Genomic DNA, 25,932 nt, shown 5'->3' on the forward strand with positions numbered 1-25,932 from the left:
CTTACCAATAATGAAAACGCATTCAAAATGCAGTAAAATCAATACTTTGGAAAATAACAAAAGATTCTGTCTTATTTTGTCGCTTTTTGTATACCATGCAATAAATTGCACGGTACGCAATTTATTGCATGCTATTTTTTGCATGGTCATACTTTTCTAGCTTGTAATATAAATTTCGAACGGAAATTCCTAACGCTTTTGCAGTTTGCGTTTTATTCCCATCAAATCTCTCCAAATATTCATGAATAATATTCCCTTCAAACTCTGTCACTAAATGTTCAAGTGGCTTTTCTTCTAATTCAGGTAATAAATGAGATTGCTTTGACTCCACCTGCTCTTCGTTATGTAATGGCGGTAAATGGTGTACATCAATATAGGTCTCGTTATAATTCATAAAGATAATAGCTCTTCCCAGAATATTTTCAAGTTCCCTCACATTCCCTGGCCATTCGTATGATTGTAAATATAAAATGACTGAATCAGTGAGCCCTTCTACATTACGACCGTAATCTTGATTAATTTTTTGAATCAATCTGTCCGCAATTGTCGGTATATCTCCTTTACGTTGACGAAGAGATGGAATTTGAATTGGGATTTTATTTAATCGATAATATAAATCCTCCCTAAACTTCCCTTCTAGAATAGCCTTTTCTAAATTCACATGCGTCGCTGCAATTACTCGAACATTAATAGGTATCGCTTTCGTTCCACCAACTTTTACAATTTCTTTTTCCTGCAGTACACGAAGGAGTTTCGCTTGTGTATTTGCAGATAACTCCCCTATTTCATCTAAAAAAATACTACCGTTATTTGCTTCCTCAAAGAACCCACGTTTCCCGCCTCTTTTCGCTCCAGAAAACGCCCCTTCCTCATAACCAAATAATTCACTTTCTAACAACGTCTCCGAAATGGCCGCACAGTTTACACGGACGAACTTATTGTATTTTCGATTACTTCCATTATGGATTGCATGTGCAAACAATTCTTTACCAGTCCCAGATTCACCGCGTAACAGCACTGTTGCTGGTGTATTTGCTCCTAGCTTCGCCTGTTCGATAGCTGCCGTTGTTTCATCTGAATTCCCGACAATATCATCAAATGAATATTTCGCTTCTAATGTGCGAATAATTTGCCTTGCTCTATTCAATTCATTTGTTAACTTTTGAATTTCCGACACGTCACGGATAACGCCGACGCTTCCTTTCAATATTCCATCCACAATGACTGGTGCCACGTTTACAATTACATCGCGCTTTTTTTGCCCAATCTTCATATGTATTCCGCGCACCGCACGACGCGTTCGAAGTACTTTCATATGCATACTTTCGCCTTCTACAATATCAGTTGTAGCAGGCTTCCCAATAATATCTTCTTCTGTTAAACCCGTTAATTTCGTATATGCCGGGTTAATGACTAAACCTCTTCCTTTTTCATCCACAACCGAAATTGCTTCTTCAGATGAGTTAATAATTGCCTCTAATAGTGTTTGAATCTCCTTTAAATCTGTAACTTCTTCCGCTAAATCTACAACTTCTGTTATATCTTTAAAAATTGCAAATGCCCCTTGTACCTCTCCGCCCTCTTTTAATATCGGTATACGCGTTGTAATAATTTTCTTTCCATTCTCTAATGTTAGTTCATAATTTACCTCTATTTGTTTCGTACGTATAATGCGAAGTAATTTACTAGTTGGAATGACTTCTAAAATATATTTTCCTATCGCCTCTTCTTTTTTATATCCGATAATACGCTCTGCACTTTTATTAAAAAGACGAACTTGTCCCTCTCGATCAATTACAATCATGCCGTCATGTGTAGAATTTAAAATTAATTCTCCTTGTTGCGTTTGTTCCTCTAATCGCCCAATCAGCCCTTCCTTCTCATGCGCTAATCCTGTAACAATTTTTGCGATATCACCTGGTATAAGAAGAGTGTCTTTTTTCTTTTTTTCCAATAAAACCTTATGCACATCATCTTCACCTGTCATATCAAATATTACATCGATATGCATAGAAAGAAATGGAGTTACACTTTCTCCAATTGCAATCCCGTATTCCTTAGCAATTTGTAGTCCTTTTGCCAACGGATTTATATCAATAATCCCTATAATTTGAAATATATTCGAACTTTGTAACAGATTCAGCAGTGCGCTCCCGCCTTCACCTGCACCAACAATTAATACTTTTTGTTTCATATATCCCACTTCCTCTCGAAGTAACTCTGCAAATTTTTTCACACCTTTATCTTACTCGTTCAGCACCCTCTTGACAAACCCCCTTTTCTTATAACATCATTAAAATATACGAAATAATCTGAAAAGGAGCGTTATGTATGCAGCGTTACGTTGCTCTACTATTAGCACTCATCCCTATTTCATTAGCTGTGTTTGGTATAAAGTTAATGAGAGATACTGTATTCGGGATTCTATTTCCACCAATCTCTATACTGTGGTTACAATTTTTAATCGGCGCTCTCTGCTTCGGGCTCGGGTTTTATATCTTCGGTGGCTTCGTCTTGCACCGAGACCGTAAACGAAATAAAGTACAAGCTCGCTTTAGAAGATAGGAATGCCCCACTATTTATAAATAAAAAAATGAGACCGTTACACGCGGTCTCATTTTTTTATTGGCATTAACGTTCTGGCCGTTTCAGGGTAATCAGTAATAATCGCCGATATATTCATATCAAAATATTTACGCATAAGCGTTTCTTCATTAATTGTATAAGGGCGAACCTCTACACCACTTTCCATCGTTAGTTCGGCAATAGCATCTTGAAGGTAACGATAATTCGGATGTACTGCTGTAGCCCCCATTTTTTTCGCGTATGCCCACGGACTATGCAAACCTTCGCGATATAAAATTGCTGTTTGAATATCAGGAGCCATCATATGGCACCGTTTCATACTGTAGTGATTAAACGAAGAAAATATAACACGATCCTCTAGACTAAATTTCCGTACAAGCGTTATAACTTCTTCCTCTAAACCTCTGTATGGAATTTTATTATTTTTAAGTTCAATATTAAGTAGCAAACTCGTTTGTGCAAGCCATTCTAATACCTCTTCTAAAAGTGGTATTTTACAAAAACCTACTTTATCACCAAATTTATAACTTGCATCTAACTTGCATAAGTCCTCATATACATAATTCCGAACCGCACCTTTTCCATTTGTTGTCCGGTCCACCGTTTCATCATGAATGACGACAACTTTTCCGTCTTTCGTTAATTGAACATCAAGTTCAATTCCATCCGCTCTAAAAGACTCAGCCGCTTCAAATGAAATCATTGTATTTTCTGGGTACGTTCCAGCCGCACCACGATGTGCAAATATAAGAGTCATCCTCACTCCCCCAATCTTATGCTATACTATACGAAAAAGGAGGTACTTCTATGAGACCATTACAAATCTCTCCAGATACTGCAGTCCGCTTATCAAAAGCACTAGGTGTTCCACTTGAACAACTCATGCATATGCCGCAGCACATTTTAATTCAAAAGCTAGTTGAATTAGAAAAACAAAATAAAGACGAAGAATAATACAGTCCTGTTTTGCAGGACTTTTTATTATTTTCTATTATATCACGGATGCCTTTCCTACTAAAATCCTTTAACAGATGTACTACGATGTGATTTAGCCGTTCCTTCATCATTTAATAATGAATCACATCTTTTCTTTTTTGTTACACGTCATAAAGAAAGCAGACCATTTATTTATAAGTCCCATTACGTCCTTAAAACACGATAATAAAAAAACTAGAGAAGTCCTTTATATTATTTTTTATTGAACGTGCGGAGCATCCCCTGATTCGTATAGTTCTTTCGCTTTTTCCTCCCCGAATGTAGTTAAAATATAATGTTGCTCTTCTAACGCATCCATTGCTCTAGTTACTTTACAAACGCTATCTTCTTGAGCATCCGAGAAATAATTGTGATCTTCTAAAATTTTACTAAAATCTTTTTCCGCCCATCTATCAGCAATTGCTAAAAGTTCATTTTTCTTCGTAAAGCTACTCTTATTTATAATTTCTTTTAATTTTTCAGCATTACTTTGAATCATTGGGATAGAGCCCGATTTTCGTTCTGCCACCACTTTTTGATGAGTCATGCGATGCATCGCTGTAATGACTTCGCTTTCAGTAGAATTTTCAGTAACATACACATCAACAAAGACCCCATCCACCTCTCTACCTACTATTGTTTGGTCTTCTTTTTTATCTATTTGAGCGCTCACTTCTTTATCTACTGGATTATCTGCAAGTTCTAACATTCCAAATGTAACTGCAATAGCAAGAACTCCCATAGCTGCTACTATTCCTAGCCAAGTTGAAATTTTATTTTCCATTCCCCTTCTCCCTATCTATATCTATTTTATTGCCTTATAAAAAACTCACTTACATGTAATATTACTAAAAATAGGTTTTATTTCCCATGATATCAAATAATCTCTTTTTCTCAACAAAATAAAAAGACCAACGAATTATAACATTCATTGGTCTTTCATTAAAAAGTTTATTGGCTTTAAAATTAACATCGAGCATAGCGTTCCAGCATACATCGGTTTTACTAAAACGAAAACCCATTGCTACTTCTACTCTCAGCTAGCTTTATGTTCAAGTCTCAGCTTATCCGCAACCATTGCGATAAACTCAGAGTTCGTAGGTTTTGCTTTTGACATGGATACTGTATAACCGAATAAGGACGAAATAGAATCAATATTCCCACGGCTCCAAGCTACTTCAATCGCGTGACGAATTGCGCGCTCCACACGGCTTGCTGTTGTATTATATTTCTTTGCGATATCTGGATACAATACTTTCGTAATCGATCCTAATAATTCGATATCGTTGTATACCATGGAGATTGCTTCTCGTAAATACATATATCCTTTAATATGAGCGGGTACACCAATTTCATGAATGATACTCGTAATACTCGCATCTAAGTTTTTCGGTTTTCCATCTACTGTTGTTGCTGATCGGAATGATGGTAGTGGACGTTTAATCATAGCGTTTGCTTTACCACTCACTTGACGAATATGACTCGTTAAATTCTCCATATCAAATGGTTTTAATATGAAATATGAGGCACCTAAGTCAACTGCTTTTTTCGTCACATCTTCTTGGCCAAATGCTGTCAACATAATTACGCTAGGCTGTTTTAACCTTTCAATATGTCGCATTTTCTCCAATACAGCTAAACCATCTAAGTGTGGCATAATAATGTCTAAAACGAGTACATCAGGTTGCTTATCTGTTAATAAGTTTAAACACTCTTGACCATTATAAGCAGTACCGATTACTTCCATATCATCTTGAGCGGCTACATAGCTCTCTAACATTGATACTAGTTCTTTATTATCATCCACAAGACATACTTTAATTTTCTCCACAGCTTTTCCTCCCTTACCGAATCGATTCTCCGACATGTGTATCCTTCTAGGCTACATGAATTGTTCGACAATTGTGTGAAAATTCCCTTTTAAAGTTTCTTACTTTCCGATAAAATCACAAAAAAATATGTTTATCGTTCATTTATTCCCTTTCGCAACACATTCCATCATAGAAATACAACGAAACGTTCAACCCTTTCCTTTTATTTTACAACAAAAAACACCTCTTGCGGAGCTTTTACAAAATTTCAACGAATTTTTCAACAGAAAAAGCGAGCTAATAATATATATTAGCTCGCTTTTTTCTCTTGATCATAAATATTAATTCCAGCTTGATGTAACATCCATTCAATATGAACACCATATCCTGATGTTGGATCATTTACAAATACATGTGTAACAGCACCAATTACTTTTCCATTTTGTACAATTGGACTTCCGCTCATTCCTTGTACGATACCGCCCGTTTTCGCTAATAGACGTTTATCTGTTACTTTTATTACCATACCCTTTGTGGCTGGGAATTTTTGCTGCACTGTACTAACGACTTCAATATCAAACGCTTCTACTTTATCTTGATCAATAACTGTTAATATTTTTGCCGGTCCTTCTTTTACTTGATGAGATAATGCGATAGGCATTGCTTTATCCATTATACCGTTTTTCATATTCGTATTTAATTTTCCAAAAATACCATATGGACTATTAATTGTAATATTGCCAATCACTTCACGGTCTGGTGAGAATCTCGCTAATTTCTCCCCTGGATTCCCATGACTACCTCTTTCAATTGATGTAACTGTCGAGCGCATAATTTGTCCATCTTCGACTTGAATCGGCTTTTTCGTATCATTATCAGAAATAACATGACCAAGTGCCCCATATTTCATAGAATCTGGATGAACAAATGTCATCGTTCCAATTCCAGCTGCCGAATCACGGATATACAAGCCAATTCGATAAGACGATTCACCGTTGTCTTTTTGTGGAGTTAGCTTCGTACGAATATATTTTCCATCTCTTAACAATACAAGATTAAGCGGTTCACCTGTTTCTCCACTATTATGAATAAACGGTGCTACATCACTCATTCTTTCAATTGTTTTACCATTAATTTCAGTAATCATATCTCCAATTTGTACACCTGCTGTTTCACCAGGAGATATTTTACCTTTTTCAGTTTGAATTAAATGATGGCCTACAACAAGTACACCTTTTGTATTTAATTTCACACCAATTGATTGTCCACCTGGAATCACTTTAAAATCTTTTAACACTTTCACATTTACTTTTTTTACTGGAAAACCAGCAAGCTGAAATACCATATCAGCTTCACCATTTTGATGAGAATTTACCATAAGTCCTTGTTTTTGTTCATTCGAACTCACTGTAAATACATGACGATTTGTGGATGAAGCTTTGAAAACTGGTAATGATGATATTTCTGATTGTTGTCCTTCAAAAACAACAAGTTGTTTCGGTGATGAAATAAACGTTCGAAGCGGTTTAAAACATCCAATAAAAACTAAAGAAACAAGGAGACAAAGACCTATTATTTTTCGAAATTTTTCTAATTTCAACTTGTTCACTCTCCTCGCTCCTACCCCACATTCAGCCTCTTGGCTTCACTTTTTAATCTCTCCTTGCAGTGCTTTATTTATAACCGGAAGAATTAAGAAATCGTCATTTGAGAAAAAAAGCTATCCATTACTGGATAGCCTCTGCTGTCTGTTTAAAATGATGCGCTTGCGTAAGTAATTCTTTCGCATGCTCTGTCGTTAAATCTGTGATTTCCACACCAGAAATCATTCGAGCTATTTCTGTTACTTTATCCTCCATAGTTAAAACAGTAACCGATGTAATTGTCCGATCATTCGCTACTTGTTTTCGAATAAATAAATGTGAATCGGCCATTGAAGCTACTTGAGGTAAGTGCGTAATACAAAGTACTTGCGAGTTTACTGATACTCGATAAATTTTTTCCGCAATAGCCTGTGCGACCCGGCCACTTACACCCGTATCCACTTCATCAAAAATAACAGATGCAACCCCTTGATGCTTAGAAAAAATGCTTTTTAAAGCTAAAATGATACGAGATAACTCTCCGCCAGATGCAACCTTTGAAAGTGGTTTTAGCGGCTCTCCTGGGTTCGTTGAAATATAAAATTCCACATGATCGTAACCATCCGCCGTAAGTCTTACCGGCGCACCTTCCACAAGGGGCTCTTCTACATTTCCTTCTCTCTTCATAATTCTCACTTCAAATTTCGTTTTTTCCATATATAATTCTTTTAATTCCTGATGAATTGCATTTGTAAGGTGTTCTGCAAGCTCATGACGCATATTACTTAACAACGTTGCTTCTTTCAGAATAACACTTTCTAATTCCTTCAACTGTTTCTTCGTCGTTTCAATATGAACGTCTTTATTTTCAATCGTAAAAATTTCCTGTTCAATTTTATCAGCATACGCTAAAATCTCTTCTACAGTATTTCCATATTTTCTCTTTAGCATACGAATTTCATTCAAACGTGTTTCGATTTCATCTAAACGATTTGGATCATATTCCATCATATCGAGCTTTTCTCTCAGTTGATAGGCAACCTCTTCTAATAAGTAATAGCTATTTGCAATTGAATCATGATTCTCCTGATACACTTCATCTAAATGTGTAATACTTTCCATTTGCCCCATTGCACTTCTTACATTATCTAACCCTTGTCCGTCGGCACTTAACGAACGATATGCATCACCTAACGCTTTATAAATCTTTTCAAAATTAGAAATTTGCAATCGTTCCTCAGTTAATTCATTTTCTTCATCCATCTTTAAATCCGCCTTGCGAATTTCTTCATGCTGAAATTGAATTAAATCTAAGCGATGTGCCATTTGTTGCTCATTTTCACTTAACGATTTCAATTGTTTTTTTAATTTTTCATAGTCAGCGTATACGTTTTGATATATGTCTAATTGTTTAACGATTCGATCCCCATCAAAGTGATCAAGCATAAACAGATGTCGTTCTTCATTCATTAAATCTTGCGTTTCGTGCTGTCCATGAATATCAACAAGTGTTTTCCCAATTTCTTTTAATATGCTAAGTGTAACAAGCTTCCCATTTACACGACATACACTCTTCCCGTTCGCAGCAATATCACGCTTTAAAATAATCATGCCATCTTCTATTTCTATATCTAACTCTTCTGCCTTTTCAATACATGGATGCTTCTCATCTTCAACATAAAATAGCCCTTCAATCTCAGCCTTCTCTGTTCCATATCGAACAAATTCTGCTGACCCACGGCCACCTACAAGTAAACTAATTGCATCAATAATAATCGATTTTCCGGCCCCTGTTTCACCGCTTAAAACCGTTAAACCTTTTTGAAAAGAAATATTTAATGCTTCAATAATAGCAAAGTTTCTAATCGATAATTCCGATAACAATGCCCCATTCACCTCGTTATAAAATAATCCCTTACTAAAGGATTTTCTCAGTTCTTCATTCAAATAATCATGCTATATATTTGTATGTATATACTCTTCTAACCCGCTTCATTGTACCAAACATTTGTTTTACGGGTCAATCCATCTATTTTCTAACTTTATGCAAACAAAATATTATATTACAATTGAAAATTCATATTTTTAACCAATAAAAATATCTTGTTCACTTTCCACTTTACGATGGAAAGCAAACAAGATTTTTTGTTACAACATATTTAAGAAACGATCAGAGACAACACCTGTATCGTCAGGTGTACGGCAAATAATTAAGCAAGTATCATCACCACAGATGGTTCCGATGATCTCATCCCACTCTAAATGATCAATAAGTGCTCCAAGTGAATGAGCGTTACCAGGCAATGTTTTTAGCACAAGCATATGTCCTGCCGTGTCTAATTTTACAAATGAATCCACTAGATTTCGTTTTAATTTTTGTAACGGGTTAAATCGTTGATCTGCTGGCAAGCTATATTTATAGCGCCCATCATGTAATGGCACCTTCACTAAGTGCAGTTCTTTAATATCGCGCGATACTGTTGCTTGCGTTACATTAAATCCCTCATTACGTAAAATATCAACTAATTCATCTTGTGTTTCAATTTCTTTGTTTGCAATAATTTCCCTGATTTTAATATGGCGCTGACCTTTATTCATACATTTGCACCTCACACTATCTCTTACCATAGTTTAAACATTGGTATACTTCACTTATTTATGTTAACTTATAATTCGTTTCTTGTACACAATTGTTTTTACAATCATTATACAATTACAGCAAAAAGAGGAACAACATATGTTATTCCCCTTTCCCTTTTTGTTTTAGAACTTCATGCGCTTCTGTAACAACTTGCTCTATAGAAATCGGAGAATGATTTTCGCCATTCTCACGTTCACCATGCCATTTCAGATGAATTAAAAATTCAATATTACCATCCCCACCCGTAATTGGTGAGAATGTTAAACCTTCCACATCATAGCCTTCTTTTAAAGCAAACTCGACAATCATTTCTACAACAGCTTCATGTACTTTTCTATCACGAACGATACCTTTTTTCCCAACTTGCTCTCTTCCAGCTTCAAACTGCGGTTTAATTAACGCTGCTACATCTCCGTTAGGCATAAGCATTGTTTTTAAAACTGGCAGTATAAGCTTTAATGATATAAATGAAACATCAATACTTGCAAATTGAGGTAAACCACGTTCTAAGTCTGCTGGTGTCACGTAACGGAAGTTTGTTCGTTCCATTACAACAACACGCTCATCTTGACGTAATTTCCACGCTAGTTGATTGTATCCTACATCTAATGCATAAGATAATTTCGCTCCATTTTGAAGCGCGCAATCTGTAAAGCCACCAGTTGATGAACCAATATCTATCATAACTTTATCTTGTAAATCAAGATGAAATGTCTCTAATGCCTTTTCAAGTTTATAACCACCACGACTTACATACGGCATAACTTGTCCCTTCACCGTAATCTCAGTATCTTGCGAGATTTTCTCTCCTGGCTTATCAAGTCTCATCTCATTTGCATATACGAGTCCGGCCATAATGGCGCGCTTTGCTTTCTCCCGCGTTTCTATAAGTCCTCGCTCTACTAATAGTACATCTACTCTTTCTTTTTTTACGCTCATTTGTTACGCCCTTTTTTGTTTTGATGGAATCATTGTATGAATACGGTCTACAACAGCATCTGTCGTTAAACCAATTTCTTCTAATAATTTTGTTACACTTCCGTGCTCTATGAAGCGATCTGGAATACCCATTCGTTCAACTAATGCACTATGGTAACCATTTTCAGATGCAAATTCAACTACTCCTGTTCCAAAACCACCGATTAAACAAGCTTCTTCAATCGTTAAAATCGGTATATTCTTTCCTAGAAGATCATGTAAATATGCTTCATCCATTGGTTTAATAAAGCGAGCATTCACTACTTTCACTGAAACCCCAGCTTTTTCAAGACGCTCAGCTGCTTCCATTGCCATTGGTATTGTCGTACCAAACGTTAAAATAGCTGCTTGTGTACCCTCTTTTAACGTCTCCCACGTACCGATTGGAATCGCCTTTAATTCTTCATCCATATGAACGCCAAGTCCATTACCGCGCGCATAACGCAATGCGATTGGTCCATCTTCATATTGCATCGCCGTATAAACTAAATGTTGACCTTCATTTTCATCTTTCGGCATCATAAGCACCATATTCGGCAAGTGACGTAAGAATGAGATATCCAATACGCCTTGATGCGTTTCACCATCTGCTCCTACTAATCCCGAACGATCTATTCCGATGAAAACATTTAAATTTTGGCGGCATATATCATGAACAACTTGGTCATATGCTCTTTGTAAAAATGTTGAATAAATCGCTAAGAATGGTTTCATTCCTTGCGTTGCCATACCTGCTGCCATTGTTGTAGCATGCTGTTCTGCAATACCTACATCAATCATACGATCTGGGAATTCTTTTTGGAATTTCTCAAGTTTTGATCCAACAGGCATTGCAGGTGTAATTGCTACGATACGCTCATCTGCTCTCGCTAGCTTAAGTACTGTTTCACTAACGACAGCACTCCATGCTGGTGCAACTTCTTTCGGCTTAACGAAGTCACCTGATTCAATTTTATAAGGTCCTGTTCCATGCCAAGTTCCAATAACGTCACTCTCAGCCGGTTTATAACCTTTTCCTTTTTTTGTAATAACGTGAACGAGTACTGGGCCTTTTGTTTTCTTTGCATATTGCAACGTTTCGAATAACTTTTCATAATCATGCCCATCGACTGGACCTAAATATGTAAAGCCTAACTCTTCGAAAAAGACACCAGATACTAGTAAATATTTAAGACTATCTTTTATTTTCTCTGCTGTCGCAGCCACTTTCCCGCCAACTGCTGGAATTTTCTTTAATATATACTCTAATTCATCTTTTACCCAGTGATATTTTCCTGCGGTACGTAAACGACCGAGCACATTATGAAGCGCACCAACGTTTGGTGCAATTGACATTTCATTATCATTCAAAATAACAATCATGTCTGTTTTTTCATGTCCAATATGGTTCAATGCCTCTAAAGCCATTCCGCCTGTTAAAGCACCATCTCCAATAATTGGTATAACATATTCTTTCGTTTTCTTTAAATCACGTGCCAGAGCCATTCCCATTGCAGCCGATAACGAAGTCGAGCTATGACCAGTTTCCCATACATCGTGCTCACTCTCACAACGTTTCGGGAAACCACATAGACCTTGATATTGCCTTAATGTGCCAAACTCTTTCGCACGTCCAGTTAAAATTTTATGTACATAGGATTGATGTCCTACATCCCATAAAAATTTATCTTGCGGGCTATCAAATAATTTGTGCAGAGCAATTGTGAGTTCTACTACACCTAAATTAGGTGCAATATGTCCACCTGTTTGAGAGAGCTCTTCAATTAAAAACTTACGAATATCCTCACTCAATCCCTCTAGTTCACTGATAGACATATCTTTCAAAAAACTAGGGTTTTGAATTTGCGTTAGATCCACATGGATCACTCACTTTCATTTCATAATCTGTCAACATGTCAAATATTATAAAAAACATTTACACAAAACAAGAAATTCTCTTTTCTATTTTTCGTCTTGTCCCGCTATTAACCAGTCTATTGCGCCTTAATCCTATTATAAACCATATTTCTTTAGGCGATGAAAAAAATAGCCGCTAACACGAAGTGATAACGGCAATGTAATCTACATATATTTTTGCCAATAACAAGAAAAGAAAAACCTTTTCCTACATTTATATCATAAAATGATGAATGACTCAACAAATGAAAACGCTGTTATATTAGTTATTACGTTTTGCAATCAAATCGCAAATAGATAGTAAATATTCATCTTGTAATTGCAAGGAGCTAATCGCACCTTTTGCTTCTGCAATTGTTTCTTCTAAAATATCCTTTGCTCTATCTACAGTAAACAACGTCGTATATGTGCTCTTTTCATTAGAAAGATCACTACCAATCGGTTTTCCAATCTCTTCTTCAGTTCCTTCGACATCTAAAATATCATCTCGAATTTGGAAAGCTAGACCGATATATTTGGCAAACGTAAGCAACTTTTCTTCTTGCTCTTCTGTCGCATCAGAAAGTATCGCACCCGCAAGTACAGCAAATTCAAGTAGTTTTCCGGTCTTATGTTTATGGATGTACTCCAATTCATCAATCGTAAGGCGTTTCCCTTCCGCTTCCATATCTGCCACTTGTCCGCCAACCATTCCTTCTGGTCCTGCTGCTTTTGCGAGTTCAAGTACAAGTCTTATTTTTTTTTCAGCAGAAATTTCTTTTTGCTCATATGCCATAATAACTTGAAAAGCGTATGTCAATAAGCCATCTCCTGCTAAAACTGCCATCGCTTCACCAAATACTTTGTGATTTGTGGGCTTTCCTCTTCTTAAATCATCATCATCCATACAAGGTAAATCATCATGAACTAACGAATATGTATGAATCATTTCAAGAGCACAAGCTGCACCTACTCCAAGATTTCTTTCTTTCCCAAACGCTTGTAATGTTGCAAACAAAAGTAACGGGCGGAGACGTTTTCCACCCGCTTCCAAAGAATATGCCATCGCTTCACGAAGTACATTTGGACATTGTAATCCATTTGCATAGCTTACAAGTTTTTCTTCTACGAAAGTTTTACTTTCTTTCAAAAAAGTATCAAAAGCAATCGTCACTATGCTTCATCTCCTAAAGCAGTAAACGGTTCAAGCTCTCCATCTTCCCCAAGAATAACTGCCATTTGTTCTTGTACATTCTTCAACTTCTCATCACAAAGCTTAGATAATTCCATACCTTCTTTAAAATAAGAAATCGCTTCTTCTAAAGGTACGTCACCTTGTTCTAGCTTAGAAACAAGATGCTCAAGTTGCGAAATTGCCTCTTCAAAGCTTAATTTATTTTCCATTATTCAATTCACGCTCCTCTATGCCTGATACGCTACAATCTAGTATTCCATCTTGTAATTGAACTGAAACAGCATCTCCAAGGCTTACATCTTTCACACTTTTTAACACTTGCTTCTCTTCATCATATACAAGCCCGTACCCTCTCATCATTACTTTAAGCGGACTTAACGCTTCAAGTTTTTGAGCAGCTCTTACAAAGGCAAATTCTTTCGTTTGAAGTAACGTTTGCATTTCACGTTGTAATTGCTTTTGTAACGTTTCCACAGCTACCTTCGTTTGCATAATTTTTTGAGATGGGTGGTGCTTCTCTAAATAAAATGAAAGTTGCTTTAACTGATTCACCTTTTTATCAATATAGCGCTCTTTCGCTAAAACAAGCTGTTCTAGCGCTCTATCTAATTGCTCTTCCTTTTGCTCATATACTTGTCTTGGATAACGGAACGCATACGATTTTTGCAACACTTGTAGTTTTTCTTCTTTTTTATGTACTAACTCTCTCATTGCTCTTTGCAATCTCAGAGTTCTTTGTAATACCTTTTCTTGTAACTCTATAATGTTAGGTGCTGCCAACTCAGCTGCTGCGGTTGGTGTTGGCGCGCGTAAATCTGCAACAAAATCTGCAATTGTAAAATCTGTTTCATGGCCTACTGCCGAAATAATAGGAATTTCACTCTTAAAGATTGCTCTTGCAACCATTTCCTCATTGAAAGCCCATAATTCCTCAATAGAACCTCCACCACGACCAACGATTAGTACATCTATCTCTCCCATTTCATTCGCTGTACGAATCGCTTGTACAATCGAGGGAGCCGCTGACTCCCCTTGTACAAGTACCGGAAATACAATAACAGTCCCAATTGGATAACGACGTTTAATCGTTGTTATAATATCACGAATCGCTGCTCCTGTTGGCGACGTAATCACACCTATTGTTTTAGCGTAAGGAGGAATCGCTTTTTTATAAACTTGAGAAAAAAGTCCTTCCTCTTCTAAACGAACTTTTAACTGTTCGTACGCTAAATGTAAATTTCCGACTCCGTCAGGCTGCATGTCTTGAATATAAATTTGATAAGAACCACTCGCCTCGTAAACAGAGATTTTTCCTTTCACGAGTACCTTCATCCCATTTTCAGGTTTGAATTTAATATTACGATTATGGCCCGCAAACATAACCGCTGCGATTCTTGCATTTTCATCTTTCAATGTAAAATACATGTGGCCACGGCTATGATTTTTAAAGTTGGAAATTTCACCTTTTAACCAAACAGACTGCAAATGCGGATCATATTCTATTTTTGTTTTTATATAGCGTGTTAACGCTGTAACGGTTAAATATTGCTTCTCCATTTCTCTCTCCTCATAGCCGACTCAAATTATTTACAAACGACACCTGCACGTTTGGCAGATTCAACAGTATTATGAAGAAGCATTGTGATTGTCATTGGACCAACACCCTTTGGCACAGGTGTAATGTAACCCGCAACATCTAACACGTTGTCAAAGTCAACATCACCACAAAGTTTTCCTGTTTCTAAACGGTTAACACCAACGTCAATTACAACCGCCCCTTCTTTAATATAATCCGCTGTTATCATTTTAGGTCGTCCAACAGCTACGATTAAAATATCAGCTAACTTCGATAACTCTTTCATATTTTGCGTCTTAGAATGACAATATGTGACAGTGGCATTTTCATTTAAAAACAATTGCCCCACTGGTTTACCGACAATATTACTTCTTCCAATTACTACTACATGTTTTCCAGAAATATCAAGATTTGTTTCTTTTACTAATTCTACAATACCATGCGGTGTACATGGAAGGAATGTATCTTGTCCCGTCATCATACGTCCCACGCTGATTGGGTGAAATCCGTCTACATCCTTTTCTGGTGAAATTCTTTCAATGATAGCTTTTTCTTCAATATGTTTTGGTAAAGGTAATTGCACTAATATGCCATTAATACGGTCATCGCCATTTAAGCGATCGATTTCAGCAAGCAAACGTTCCTCAGTAATTGTTTCAGGAAGTTCAATTAGCTCTGAGTAAATCCCTACTTGTTCACAGCCTTTTTCTTTTCCTTTCACATAAGAACGAGATGCTGGATCTTCTCCAACTAAAATAACTGCTAATCCTGGTACAATACCTTGCTCTTTCAACTTCACAACTTCTTCTGTTAATTGTGCTCGTTTTTTCTCCGCAACTTCATTTCCTTTGATGATTACTGCTACCATTTTAAGATTCCCCCTTAAAGAATTTACAGTGTATCTTTTATATTAGATAAAACGCCGTTAATAAAACGACGAGATTCCTCATCCCCAAATGTTTTAGCAATTTCAATTGCTTCGTTAATTGTTACGTTGTGTGGAATTTCTTCCATGTATTTCATTTCATACACAGCTACACGTAAAATACTGCGATCAACAATACTAATACGCTCAAGCTTCCACTTTTTTAAATTTTGACGAATCGCTTCATCGATTGCTTCTTTATTTTCTACAAAACCTACTACAAGTGACTCTAGAAACTCATTTGTTTCTTCGCCTTCATCTAGCGTGTTTTCCACTGCTACTTTCGGTTCTAATTCACCTGTAATATCCATTTGGTATAATGCTTGCATTGCTCTTTCTCTAGCCGTCCTACGTTTCATTGTAACTCTCCTTTATGCTTCAAGTCTTTCCTTATACTTTGTTATATTATTATAATTTATAAGCCGTCAATTCACTTACTCTTACAGTTTTCATTGATTTTCCAACCTTATAATACAATGATAATAACACAATTTATCGTTTCACACACGGGTTACAAGGCTGAAAAATAATAAAAAGATTAACTTCAAGTTCCATATCTTATCACAATGTACGTTTTTTGGAAAAACGACACATTTTCTTGTTTATTTCTTATTTTTTGAAATAGTATAATAATTAGAGGGTTGTAATTTGTGAAGAAATGAAACGATAAAAAAGATGCCTATGTTACTAGGCACCTTTTCATTCTTACACTGGTTCGATTTCTGTTTTTTGTGTTTCGAATGTTACGCCAACGATGTGAACATTCACTTCTTTTGGCTCAAGTCCTGTCATTGTAAAGAGTGCTTGGCGAATATTGTCTTGAATCTTTTGTGCAACAACTGGAATTGCTACACCAAAATACATTACAACATAAAGGTCAACGATAATATCTTCGTTTGCTAATTCAACCTTTACACCTTTACCATGATTTTTCTTACCTAACTTCTCAACAACATCTGTAGCAAAATTACCGCGCATTGCCGCTACACCTTCTACTTCAGCAGCTGCAATACCTGCAATTACTTCAATTACTTCTGGTGCAATTTCTACTTTACCAAGAGTTGTATCTTGACCCATATCTAACATATGTTCAGCCATGAAAAAAACCTCCTTTAATGTATCACTGCGTCACAAGTTCATGCTCTTCCAAAAATTTCGTATTAAACTCACCTTTTACAAAATCAGGATGATCTAGCAATTGCAAATGGAACGGGATTGTTGTATGTACGCCTTCAATGACAAATTCACTAAGTGCGCGCTTCATTTTTGCAATTGCCTCTTCACGTGTTTTTCCGTGAACAATTAATTTAGCAACCATCGAATCATAGAAAGGTGGGATTGAATATCCCGGATATACAGCTGAATCGACGCGAATACCAAATCCTCCTGGTGGTAAGTACATTTCTACTTTACCTGGAGATGGCATAAATTTTTTGGCAGGGTTTTCCGCATTAATTCGACATTCAATTGCCCAACCATTAAATTGTACTTCTTCTTGCTGTAACGATAACTTTTCTCCTGAAGCAACAAGAATTTGTTCTTTAATTAAGTCCATTCCTGTTACCATTTCAGTAACCGGATGCTCAACCTGAATTCTCGTATTCATCTCCATGAAGTAAAAGGTTTTCGTTTTATATTCATAAATAAACTCAACCGTACCAGCACCTGTATAATCAACCGCTACCGCCGCTTTAACTGCCGCTTCACCCATCTGCTTGCGAATCTCTTCATCAAGTGCAGGTGATGGACTTTCTTCTAATAGTTTTTGCAAACGGCGCTGAATTGTACAATCACGCTCTCCTAAATGAATGGCATTTCCGTGTGTATCTGCCATTATTTGAATCTCAACATGGCGGAAATCTTCAACGTACTTTTCTAAGTATACACCAGGGTTCCCAAAAGCGGTACTAGCTTCTTGCTGTGTAATTTGAATTCCTTTTATAAGCTCTTCTTCATGGCGTGCAACACGAATACCTTTTCCACCGCCACCTGCAGTCGCTTTAATAATAACTGGATATCCAATTTGATTAGCAAGCTCAATTGCTTCTTCGGTATTTTTAATAATCCCTTGTGAACCTGGTACAATCGGAACCCCTGCTTCTTTCATTGTATCACGAGCAACGTCTTTTGTGCCCATCTTTGAAATAGCTTCTGGACTTGGACCGATAAAAATCAAGTTACATTCACGGCATAACTCTGCGAAATCTGCATTCTCTGCTAAAAATCCGTATCCCGGATGAATAGCATCGCAGCCTGTTAACTTCGCAACGCTAATAATGTTTGTCAAATTTAAATAGCTTTCTTTCGAAATCGTTGGTCCTACACAATACGCCTCGTCTGCAATCTGTACGTGAAGTGACTCTTTATCTGCTTCTGAATAAATTGCAACTGTTTCAATATCCATTTCTTTACAAGCACGAATAATTCGTACAGCAATTTCCCCACGATTGGCTATTAATACTTTTTTTATCATCACAAAGACTCCCTTATTACGCTTTTACAAGAAATAGCGGTTGTCCATATTCAACAAGCTGTCCGTTATTAACAAGAATTTCAACAATTTCGCCCTCTACATCAGCATCAATTTCGTTAAATAACTTCATAGCCTCGACAATACATACGATAGAATCTTTCGATACTCTATCCCCAACACTTACATATGGAGGTGTATCAGGCGAAGAAGAAGAATAGAATGTACCTACCATCGGTGATGTGATTTTATGTAGGTTTTCATTTTGAACAACCTTCTTCTCTTCTTGTTTTGGCACTTCTGCTTGCGCTGCTGCTACTGTCGTTTCAACTTCAACAGGCGCTACTGGTTGCATAGCTTGTTTTGCTGCAGGTGCTTGCACAGCAACAACTTCATTACCACGCTTTTTCATTTTGATTGTTGTACCGTCTTTTTTGTATTCAAATTCATCAATATTAGAGCTATCAATTAATTTAATTAATTCACGAACTTCTTGAATTTTAAACATGTAAAATCCACTCCCATACTCTTGTTTGTCCCGTTTTTACAGATTCTCGTCACGAAAACTAGATTGACTGTAAAAATACGATGTACTCTATTAGAAAATATATTTCATTAACTAATAGAAATATTTACTATTTCCATCTTACGATAAATTTTTTAAACATTCCAATTTATATTTCTTTATAATAAATCGAAATTCCTGTAAAAATATTATTCCAATAAAAATTTAATACCTAGTAATAATACCAAGTTTCACATGAAATTGGCAAGACCACTTCTTAAAAAACATTCACTACTTTTGCAAAACGTTACAAAGCAAACATGCCATTCCCTCCTCACTCTTCACCACACCTATAGTCAATAACATATTTTTACCAAATATTATTTTTTTGTTTACACGCCGTTCATCATTCCTTCATATAAGAATAGTATGTTCAAAGTGTAGAAAATATATTGTGTTGAGGTGTGGAAATATGATATGGCTCATTCTCTTTTTACCTGCCGTAATCGTTTGGGCATGCGTTCTTTTCATCCACGTCAAATCTGGAAAAAGTAATCATCAGTACCATGAACCATTAATCTTTTACTCACAACGTGTTTCTCCATTCCGAGTTGAACATAGTAAAAATAATTACAAAGACGACATAGAAAAAAGCTATCGAAAATGATAGCTTTTTTCTATTCACACATTTACTTGCATACTCTATTTTACTATTTGCATACCCTTTGCTTAGTAAAAGATAATAATCCGCAGGGAAATCCCTACGGATTAAAGTTTCACTTATTTCGCTGGTGGATCAAATTTCACACCTACATCTTTTGATCCGCCTTCACTTCTTACAAGTTGAATAATTTTATTTGCTTCTTTCTGTGAATGTTTTGCCGCTTTAACCGTTACTCTAATATCAGTGCCATCAGCTCTTACAAGAGCATCTGGATATCCTCCTTGAGATTTAATTACTGTCTCAAGTAATTCTTGCTTCGTTTCCATTGTCGTAATGGCATCAAAATTTTCTTTCGCTTTATTCTTTTCTGTTGCTGAAGCTTTTGTTGAACTCATCACTTCTTGTAATTTTGCTTTTTGTTCACTACGCTGATCTTCCATTTGCATACGTAAAGCTGTGAAATTCTCATCACTTGATTGAACTGATACATTGCCCTCTTTTTTACTTGTTTCTTTTTTTGCATTTTCTTTTTTGTCTGTTTCTTTATTTGTTGTTTCCTTGCTTGTATTTTCTTTTTTCGGAGTTTCTTTAGGCGCTTCGTTTGTTACTGCTTTATCAGTACCTTGTTTTTCTTGTCCAATCTTTTCACCTGTTGCCGGCGATGCTGTATTCATTTTGTCAGGAGTTGTCACGTAATACACAGATAGTACAACAACTAAACTTAACATCGTTAATAACCAAACTGTTTGTTTTTTTAACACTTTATTTCCTCCCTATCAATTTTTCGGTGAAACTGAAACGCGATGGGCCGGTACATCTAGCAGCCTTATCACAGCTTCTTTTACCATTGCTTTAACTTGTATATTATCCACTCCCTTTGCTACGACAAGAACACCACGTACTTTCGGCTTCTCTGTTCGTAAAACAACAGGAGTTTCTTTATCCCCTTCACGTATAATGACAGTCTTTTCATCAAGAGACTCGTCCTCTACTTCTCTCTTACCGCCTGTTTTATCTGTTTCACCTGTTGTTTGTGAGCGTTTCACTGTATTTTTTTCTAAAATTTTTTCTTCAGATGAATCTAAATTCACTTTAATCGTTACGTCTTTTACTCCTGCTATTTCTTCTAAAGCAGTTTTTAATTCTTGTTCATACGCTTTTTCATATTTTTCTACATTTGACATATTATCATTATTTTTTTGTCCAAAAGTTGGTACATCTTTTTCCTGATTTTGAGTTTTTTGTTCTTTAAATACAGGTACTTCTTCTTTTTTACTTGAAAAAAAACTACTAGAAAACATAAGCAAAATTCCAAGTATGAGTAGGACAAGTAAGAACTTAGGTGTTACCTTTCTTCCCTTCTCATTACTTTCTTTTTCATCTCCATTCAATAAGTTTCGAAAAAATGAGAACTTCGAATTTTTATCTTTATTGTCCATTTACTCTACCTGTCCTCCCTTCCATTTGAACTTGGATTTGTTTATTCTCTAGTTGCCACCTGCTTGAAAAGAAGTCTTTCATTTCTACATTCGTTTCCTCTACTTTTTTCGGTGGTTCTTTCGTGTTAATTTCAACTGGTTTTACTGTTTCGATTGCATCATTTTTACTACGTTCTTTTTCTTTTAACGTCACAACAACAGATTGAATATCTTTCGCTGACTTTACTTCCGCTGTGCTTTCCGCTGCGACTATTTGTATTTCAGAGACTGACATACCATACTGTTTCTCAAACTCTTTTCCTACTTCTTTTTTCATTTTGGTAGCCATCTCTTCTAAACTATATGCACGTGTTAGAGCTTGTATTTCTTTTTTCTTCGAATCTATTGAATTTTTTACAGATCCTTCTGCTACGTACTTTTCTTCATTAAAATTTGCAATTACTTCATTTACATCTGTCTGCAATAGTTTAAAAAGGGGTGTTAAAATTAATACGACTAACAAAAGACTTACAACGAATTTAACGTATTTTTGCAAATTCGAATTTGGAAGAATAAGATGAAGCATTGTCGCTAAGAGCAAAAAAACGATAATATTTCTGATCCACTCTGTAACAAATTGCATACTCTTCACCTCCTACCGCATCATAAGTGTAATATTCCCCGCAGCAATAATAATTGTAATACTTAAAAAGAACATAAATGATACGATAGCTAAGCAAGCAAATACGTAAATGATGCTTCGTCCAATAATGTCTAAGCATTGAATAATTGCTCCGCCGCCAACCGGTTGCAATACTGCTGCTGCGAATTTATAAATAAATGCGATACAGAAAATTTGAATCGCTGGAAAAGCAACAATTAAACATAAAATGACGAGCCCAATAATTCCGACTGTGTTTTTCAATAATCCTGATGCGCTAATAACAGTATCTGCCGCTTCTGTAAACATCCTTCCGACTACTGGAATGAAGTTCCCTGTTACAAATTTAGCAGTTTTCACAGCTATTCCATCAGCAACGGCTGTTGCTGTTCCTTGTACAGATAATACTCCTAAAAAAATCGTTAAGAAAATACCGATAATCCCAACGCTAACGTTTTGCAGAAGCTTGGACAATTTCGTCACTTTATATTGATCACTCATTGTACTTACAATACTTAATATCGTTGCCAGTAATAAAAGCGGTAGAACGATATAATTCATAAGAAGCCCGCTTGTATTCATTAAGAAAATGATAATCGGATGAAAGAAAGATACAGATACAACCCCGCCACCAGTCGCTATAAGCGCCAATAAAATTGGCAATAGCGCTAATATGAAATCTACCATTGTTTGTATCGTTTCTCTTGCATATGTCATAACGACATAAAAACTATTTAAAGCAAAAATAATAAGTACCATATATACAACAGCATCAGCAATTTTACTTACACTACTTTTTGAAAAAGCGGATTGCAGTGATTGCAACAATGCACTAAAGATTGTGAGCATAATGAGTGTGCCAAGCAGTTTTCCATTAGCTGCAAGCTCATGAAATAAATATTTTAATAACCCTATCATCCACTCTTTTAGAGAGAATTCTTTTTCTCCCTTTACAAACTCCATAAAACTCCCTTTTTGACTCTCTGGCAAATAGCCTCCATATTTTGTAACAAGCCCGTCCCAAAATTGCTTCACATCTTCAATTCCGAGCTTATCCAATTGTTGATCAACGACGTTTGTTTCTACAGGAGAAGCTTGTACAACAACCGGTAAAGAAAAGAAAAGGAAGCAAGCAAATAGCAGCTTAGCTCCAAACCTCCTCAACATTCACTCCCCCTTATCCCGTCGGTAAAAATCCGAGAATAGTTTCAATTACAACCGTCAAAATAGGAATTGCCATAACGAGAATTAAGATTTTCCCAGCAAGTTCAATTTTCGAAGCGATGGCACCTTGACCAGCATCTTTTGTAATTTGAGCTCCAAACTCGGCAATATAAGCAATTCCAATAATCTTTAGTAACGTTTCCACGTAGACGTTACTAACTTTCGCTTCACTCGCTACTCTCTCAATCATTTGTAAAATAGAATGAATTTGATCGATTAAAATTAGAAACATCACGCTACCTACGAACACAATAAATAAAGATGTAATACTAGATTTATGCTGGTTCAAAACAGCAGCTAAAAACGTAGCAACGAGGCCTAATCCGACAATTTGTATAATTTCGATTCGAACCGCCTCCTTTACTGGAAGAGAAAGACACTTTTAATCTTGTCGAATAGCGTATTAATTAAAAATGCAACATGAAATAAAATGACGACAAAACCGACAAGGATAACCCAATTTGCAATATCCTCACGCTTCAATTCTTTTAGTACAGTATGAATGAAAGCTAAAACAATGCCGATTCCGGCGATTTGAAATATTAATCCAACATCAATGGACATCGCCTTTCTCCCCCCTATAGCAGTAAAATTACAATTAGTAGCCCTGCTAGTACCCCTAAGCTCTTAATCATTTTTTCGTATTGCAGTTGTAAAGCTTTCGCTTCCTCTTCTTCTCTCTCCAAATGTGTAATACATAGGCGAATATGTTTTTGTTGTGATTCACGATCATGTTGCCCGAGCGTTTCACCAAATTGCTGCAGTATTTCATACTCGGTTTGTTGAAAAGCCGTCAACTTCCAATTCTCTTTCAAACTATCTATCCAAGCTTCCCTTACCGTTTGTTCTCCACTTTCTAGTTTTTTAGCGAAACTTTGAAATATCCAATTTAATGGCTTTGGCATTTGTTTAACTAATCGCTCGGCAGCCTCAGATAAAGGTGTGTGTCCATACATAATTTCTGCCTCTAATGATTGAAGTGCCGATTTTAATAACCTAAGTTGCCTCGGCCTCTCACTGTATCTTTTAGCGTACGAAAACCCGAAAAAGGTGCTGACCGCAACGATTAACACTGCACCAAATATTTTCACCATACGCCCTCAGCCTTTCTATTTGATAACACTGGTTTTCCATATTTATCTTTCACCTGCATAACCGTTCCTGGACCCCTCGCTTTTGACAACTCCACAAACCTATCAAATATACCAAGCTCTAGCACTGCCTTGAGCGATGGACGTCTCACAACATCCTCATAGGAAAATCCGTGTGCGCTTATAAAAAGCTGAACACCTGCATGCACTGCCTCCATAATTGCTTCACTATCTTCTTTACGGCCAATTTCATCTACGATCAAAATATCAGGACTCATAGAACGAATCATCATCATCATTCCTTCTGCCTTTGGACATGCGTCTAACACATCGACTCGGGTACCAAAATCATATTGCGGGATTCCTTTCACACAGCCAGCAATTTCTGAACGTTCATCAACGATCCCCACTTTACAGGAAGGAATTTCCGAAGCACTTACCCCTTGACTCATGCAACGTGCTACATCTCTTAAAAGTGTCGTTTTTCCCGTTTGGGGAGGGCCAATTACCATCGTGTTTAACCACCTTTTTTCATACAAATATGGCAATAGCGGTTCAGCAATCCCTATTTTTTGACGAGCAATACGAATATTAAAGGAAGAGACATCACGAATCATTTTCACTGCGCTTTTTTCTGTAATGACTTTTCCTGCTAACCCGATTCTATGCCCCCCGCGAAGCGTCACATACCCACGTTTTAATTCCTCTTCCATCGTATAAATTGAGAATTGACTTAATTTATTCAATAAGTAAATAGCATCCTCTGCAGTAGTGATATAGTCATAAAAAAACACCTTTCCGTGTGCAATACACTCTAGCGGCCTTCCAATTCGAACACGAATTTCCTCTAAAGCATCGTATTGCTTACATTCTTCAATTAAGTACTTCATCGTTTTTGGTAAAACTTCTAATACCTCTTTCATCGGCTTCTCCCCACTATACTCGACTTACTATTTCAGTAATGCGATAAAAATACAGCAAATTCCAAGCGCTAGAAAAAAGAGCTTCAAGAAAGAAATTTCACTTGCTACACTCGCTATCCCAATTGTCATTGTTAAAATTAATACGGTAGGTCCAACAAACGCCAACATACCATTTATAAACAACGCTTTCTTCGCATCATTCACATAAAGCATAAGCAAAGCAGCAAATATCTCCGCACTACCTGAAAATAATCGAAGTGCCCCCATAACAAGCACGGATGTTTCCATTGCCGCTAGCCACTGTTTCATTCTTCCACCTTCTCCCGTAACAGTTACTAACTTCGTATTCTAAAAAAGAATATATTTGTACAACCATATGCAGAGGTTGTCTATTTCAGAAGTAAAAACATAATTTTTCTCTAAAGTCTGAATTAGAATCTGAATATTCATATTATTTTATGGTATATTATGGTATATTTAGTTTGAAAGGGGTTTAAACCATGCAGCACATCACTTTATTACCACTAGATTTATGCTATACAAATGTGATTTTCGAGCTATCAAGTGATCCACATATAAAAAATGCATTGGGGATAACGGTAGAAAACATCGAAGACACGAAAACATTTCTTCTTTTCGCAATAGAAGAAGAGCGTCAAAAGAAATCCTTATCGAGAATGATTGTGAATGAAGAAAATGAAATAATTGGCCTCACCACACTTAAACATATTAATAATGAAAAAAAGCAATCTCACATTGGTAGTTGGATTGGCTATCCATACTGGGGAAAAGGCTATAACGAGGCTGCTAAAAAAGAAATCGTAACTACTC

29 protein-coding genes and 1 pseudogene are annotated in these 25,932 nt (G+C 36.4%); 4 read left to right on the plus strand and 26 right to left on the minus strand.

Annotation, left to right across the window (positions count from 1 at the left end):
- Window positions 1-121: 121 nt before the first annotated feature.
- Window positions 122-2,194 (minus strand): sigma-54 interaction domain-containing protein, encoded by a 2,073-nt coding sequence (locus AC3WVZ_RS19455; RefSeq protein WP_233935289.1) that lies wholly within the window; start codon window positions 2,192-2,194, stop codon window positions 122-124.
- A gap of 137 nt (window positions 2,195-2,331) precedes the next feature.
- Between AC3WVZ_RS19455 and AC3WVZ_RS19460 the strand changes: the two genes are divergently transcribed.
- Complete coding sequence (locus AC3WVZ_RS19460) at window positions 2,332-2,565, plus strand: DUF2627 domain-containing protein (protein ID WP_001190211.1); 234 nt, start codon at window positions 2,332-2,334, stop codon at window positions 2,563-2,565.
- 49 nt (window positions 2,566-2,614) lie between these two features.
- On the opposite strand, the gene AC3WVZ_RS19465 is transcribed toward AC3WVZ_RS19460, so the two are convergent.
- Window positions 2,615-3,343 (minus strand): glycerophosphodiester phosphodiesterase, encoded by a 729-nt coding sequence (locus AC3WVZ_RS19465; protein ID WP_000172575.1) that lies wholly within the window; start codon window positions 3,341-3,343, stop codon window positions 2,615-2,617.
- Window positions 3,344-3,393: 50 nt separating this feature from the next.
- Between AC3WVZ_RS19465 and AC3WVZ_RS19470 the strand changes: the two genes are divergently transcribed.
- The gene (locus AC3WVZ_RS19470; protein WP_001247671.1) at window positions 3,394-3,540 is read left to right on the plus strand and encodes a YycC family protein; all 147 of its coding nucleotides are present in this window, start codon (window positions 3,394-3,396) and stop codon (window positions 3,538-3,540) included.
- 241 nt (window positions 3,541-3,781) lie between these two features.
- On the opposite strand, the gene AC3WVZ_RS19475 is transcribed toward AC3WVZ_RS19470, so the two are convergent.
- From AC3WVZ_RS19475 to accB, 15 genes are all read right to left on the minus strand, one after another.
- A complete protein-coding gene (locus tag AC3WVZ_RS19475) occupies window positions 3,782-4,345 on the minus strand; it encodes a PRK06770 family protein (RefSeq protein ID WP_233935290.1) in 564 nt (187 codons plus the stop codon).
- Window positions 4,346-4,597: 252 nt separating this feature from the next.
- Window positions 4,598-5,392, minus strand: a complete 795-nt coding sequence (gene spo0A, locus AC3WVZ_RS19480; protein ID WP_011110369.1) for a sporulation transcription factor Spo0A — start codon at window positions 5,390-5,392, stop codon at window positions 4,598-4,600.
- 290 nt (window positions 5,393-5,682) lie between these two features.
- Window positions 5,683-6,981 (minus strand): SpoIVB peptidase, encoded by a 1,299-nt coding sequence (spoIVB, locus tag AC3WVZ_RS19485; RefSeq protein WP_002000940.1) that lies wholly within the window; start codon window positions 6,979-6,981, stop codon window positions 5,683-5,685.
- Window positions 6,982-7,099: 118 nt separating this feature from the next.
- On the minus strand, window positions 7,100-8,839 hold the full coding sequence (gene recN / locus AC3WVZ_RS19490; protein ID WP_000947768.1) for a DNA repair protein RecN: 1,740 nt from the start codon (window positions 8,837-8,839) through the stop codon (window positions 7,100-7,102).
- Window positions 8,840-9,103: 264 nt separating this feature from the next.
- Window positions 9,104-9,553, minus strand: a complete 450-nt coding sequence (argR, locus tag AC3WVZ_RS19495) for an arginine repressor ArgR (protein WP_001032580.1) — start codon at window positions 9,551-9,553, stop codon at window positions 9,104-9,106.
- A gap of 142 nt (window positions 9,554-9,695) precedes the next feature.
- Window positions 9,696-10,535, minus strand: coding sequence for a TlyA family rRNA (cytidine-2'-O)-methyltransferase (locus AC3WVZ_RS19500; RefSeq protein WP_000111875.1), 840 nt, complete (start codon window positions 10,533-10,535; stop codon window positions 9,696-9,698).
- A gap of 3 nt (window positions 10,536-10,538) precedes the next feature.
- Window positions 10,539-12,431 (minus strand): 1-deoxy-D-xylulose-5-phosphate synthase, encoded by a 1,893-nt coding sequence (gene dxs, locus AC3WVZ_RS19505; RefSeq protein ID WP_233935292.1) that lies wholly within the window; start codon window positions 12,429-12,431, stop codon window positions 10,539-10,541.
- 301 nt (window positions 12,432-12,732) lie between these two features.
- Window positions 12,733-13,623 (minus strand): (2E,6E)-farnesyl diphosphate synthase, encoded by an 891-nt coding sequence (gene ispA, locus AC3WVZ_RS19510; RefSeq protein ID WP_233935294.1) that lies wholly within the window; start codon window positions 13,621-13,623, stop codon window positions 12,733-12,735.
- Window positions 13,623-13,853, minus strand: a complete 231-nt coding sequence (gene xseB / locus AC3WVZ_RS19515; RefSeq protein WP_000428423.1) for an exodeoxyribonuclease VII small subunit — start codon at window positions 13,851-13,853, stop codon at window positions 13,623-13,625. Before xseB ends, ispA begins: the two co-directional genes overlap by 1 nt.
- A complete protein-coding gene (gene xseA / locus AC3WVZ_RS19520) occupies window positions 13,843-15,201 on the minus strand; it encodes an exodeoxyribonuclease VII large subunit (protein WP_233935296.1) in 1,359 nt (452 codons plus the stop codon). The genes xseB and xseA overlap by 11 nt, the downstream gene beginning before the upstream one ends.
- 26 nt (window positions 15,202-15,227) lie before the next feature.
- Complete coding sequence (folD, locus tag AC3WVZ_RS19525; RefSeq protein WP_000226732.1) at window positions 15,228-16,088, minus strand: bifunctional methylenetetrahydrofolate dehydrogenase/methenyltetrahydrofolate cyclohydrolase FolD; 861 nt, start codon at window positions 16,086-16,088, stop codon at window positions 15,228-15,230.
- Window positions 16,089-16,111: 23 nt separating this feature from the next.
- Entirely contained in the window at window positions 16,112-16,504 is a 393-nt protein-coding gene (gene nusB, locus AC3WVZ_RS19530; RefSeq protein ID WP_000830247.1) for a N utilization substance protein NusB, read from the minus strand.
- Window positions 16,505-16,850: 346 nt separating this feature from the next.
- The gene (locus tag AC3WVZ_RS19535; RefSeq protein ID WP_000807630.1) at window positions 16,851-17,243 is read right to left on the minus strand and encodes an Asp23/Gls24 family envelope stress response protein; all 393 of its coding nucleotides are present in this window, start codon (window positions 17,241-17,243) and stop codon (window positions 16,851-16,853) included.
- Between the two features lie 22 nt (window positions 17,244-17,265).
- Entirely contained in the window at window positions 17,266-18,618 is a 1,353-nt protein-coding gene (accC, locus tag AC3WVZ_RS19540; RefSeq protein WP_000592871.1) for an acetyl-CoA carboxylase biotin carboxylase subunit, read from the minus strand.
- A gap of 16 nt (window positions 18,619-18,634) precedes the next feature.
- Complete coding sequence (gene accB, locus AC3WVZ_RS19545) at window positions 18,635-19,123, minus strand: acetyl-CoA carboxylase biotin carboxyl carrier protein (protein WP_000472866.1); 489 nt, start codon at window positions 19,121-19,123, stop codon at window positions 18,635-18,637.
- Window positions 19,124-19,592: 469 nt separating this feature from the next.
- Between accB and AC3WVZ_RS19550 the strand changes: the two genes are divergently transcribed.
- Entirely contained in the window at window positions 19,593-19,787 is a 195-nt protein-coding gene (locus AC3WVZ_RS19550) for a hypothetical protein (protein ID WP_002179810.1), read from the plus strand.
- Between the two features lie 113 nt (window positions 19,788-19,900).
- Here the strand turns inward: AC3WVZ_RS19550 and AC3WVZ_RS19555 are convergent, their stop codons facing one another.
- Genes AC3WVZ_RS19555 through AC3WVZ_RS19595 form a run of 9 tightly spaced genes read right to left on the minus strand, consistent with a single transcriptional unit; the run spans window position 19,901 to window position 25,410 of the window.
- Complete coding sequence (locus AC3WVZ_RS19555; protein WP_000914710.1) at window positions 19,901-20,545, minus strand: SpoIIIAH-like family protein; 645 nt, start codon at window positions 20,543-20,545, stop codon at window positions 19,901-19,903.
- A 15-nt stretch (window positions 20,546-20,560) separates the two neighbouring features.
- A complete protein-coding gene (gene spoIIIAG, locus AC3WVZ_RS19560) occupies window positions 20,561-21,223 on the minus strand; it encodes a stage III sporulation protein AG (RefSeq protein WP_000368880.1) in 663 nt (220 codons plus the stop codon).
- Entirely contained in the window at window positions 21,213-21,845 is a 633-nt protein-coding gene (gene spoIIIAF / locus AC3WVZ_RS19565; RefSeq protein WP_001161052.1) for a stage III sporulation protein AF, read from the minus strand. The genes spoIIIAG and spoIIIAF overlap by 11 nt, the downstream gene beginning before the upstream one ends.
- A 12-nt stretch (window positions 21,846-21,857) precedes the next feature.
- Window positions 21,858-23,030 carry a stage III sporulation protein AE gene (gene spoIIIAE, locus AC3WVZ_RS19570; RefSeq protein WP_000946110.1) on the minus strand — a complete coding sequence of 391 codons (1,173 nt, stop codon included), beginning with the start codon at window positions 23,028-23,030 and terminating at the stop codon, window positions 21,858-21,860.
- A gap of 10 nt (window positions 23,031-23,040) precedes the next feature.
- A complete protein-coding gene (spoIIIAD, locus tag AC3WVZ_RS19575; protein WP_077393170.1) occupies window positions 23,041-23,424 on the minus strand; it encodes a stage III sporulation protein AD in 384 nt (127 codons plus the stop codon).
- 23 nt (window positions 23,425-23,447) lie between these two features.
- The gene (gene spoIIIAC, locus AC3WVZ_RS19580) at window positions 23,448-23,651 is read right to left on the minus strand and encodes a stage III sporulation protein AC (RefSeq protein WP_000020914.1); all 204 of its coding nucleotides are present in this window, start codon (window positions 23,649-23,651) and stop codon (window positions 23,448-23,450) included.
- A gap of 14 nt (window positions 23,652-23,665) precedes the next feature.
- Window positions 23,666-24,181: a stage III sporulation protein SpoIIIAB gene (gene spoIIIAB, locus AC3WVZ_RS19585; RefSeq protein WP_000238702.1), complete on the minus strand. Its 516-nt coding sequence runs from the start codon at window positions 24,179-24,181 to the stop codon at window positions 23,666-23,668.
- Window positions 24,175-25,101: a stage III sporulation protein AA gene (gene spoIIIAA, locus AC3WVZ_RS19590; protein ID WP_000665905.1), complete on the minus strand. Its 927-nt coding sequence runs from the start codon at window positions 25,099-25,101 to the stop codon at window positions 24,175-24,177. Before spoIIIAA ends, spoIIIAB begins: the two co-directional genes overlap by 7 nt.
- A 27-nt stretch (window positions 25,102-25,128) precedes the next feature.
- A complete protein-coding gene (locus AC3WVZ_RS19595) occupies window positions 25,129-25,410 on the minus strand; it encodes a YqhV family protein (RefSeq protein WP_000816050.1) in 282 nt (93 codons plus the stop codon).
- A gap of 191 nt (window positions 25,411-25,601) precedes the next feature.
- On the opposite strand from AC3WVZ_RS19595, the pseudogene AC3WVZ_RS19600 reads away from it, so the two are divergent.
- Window positions 25,602-25,922 (plus strand): annotated as a pseudogene (locus AC3WVZ_RS19600) (GNAT family N-acetyltransferase); the annotation flags it as partial.
- Window positions 25,923-25,932: the final 10 nt, after the last annotated feature.

It is taken from the genome of Bacillus sp. CPT56D-587-MTF, assembly GCF_058792335.1.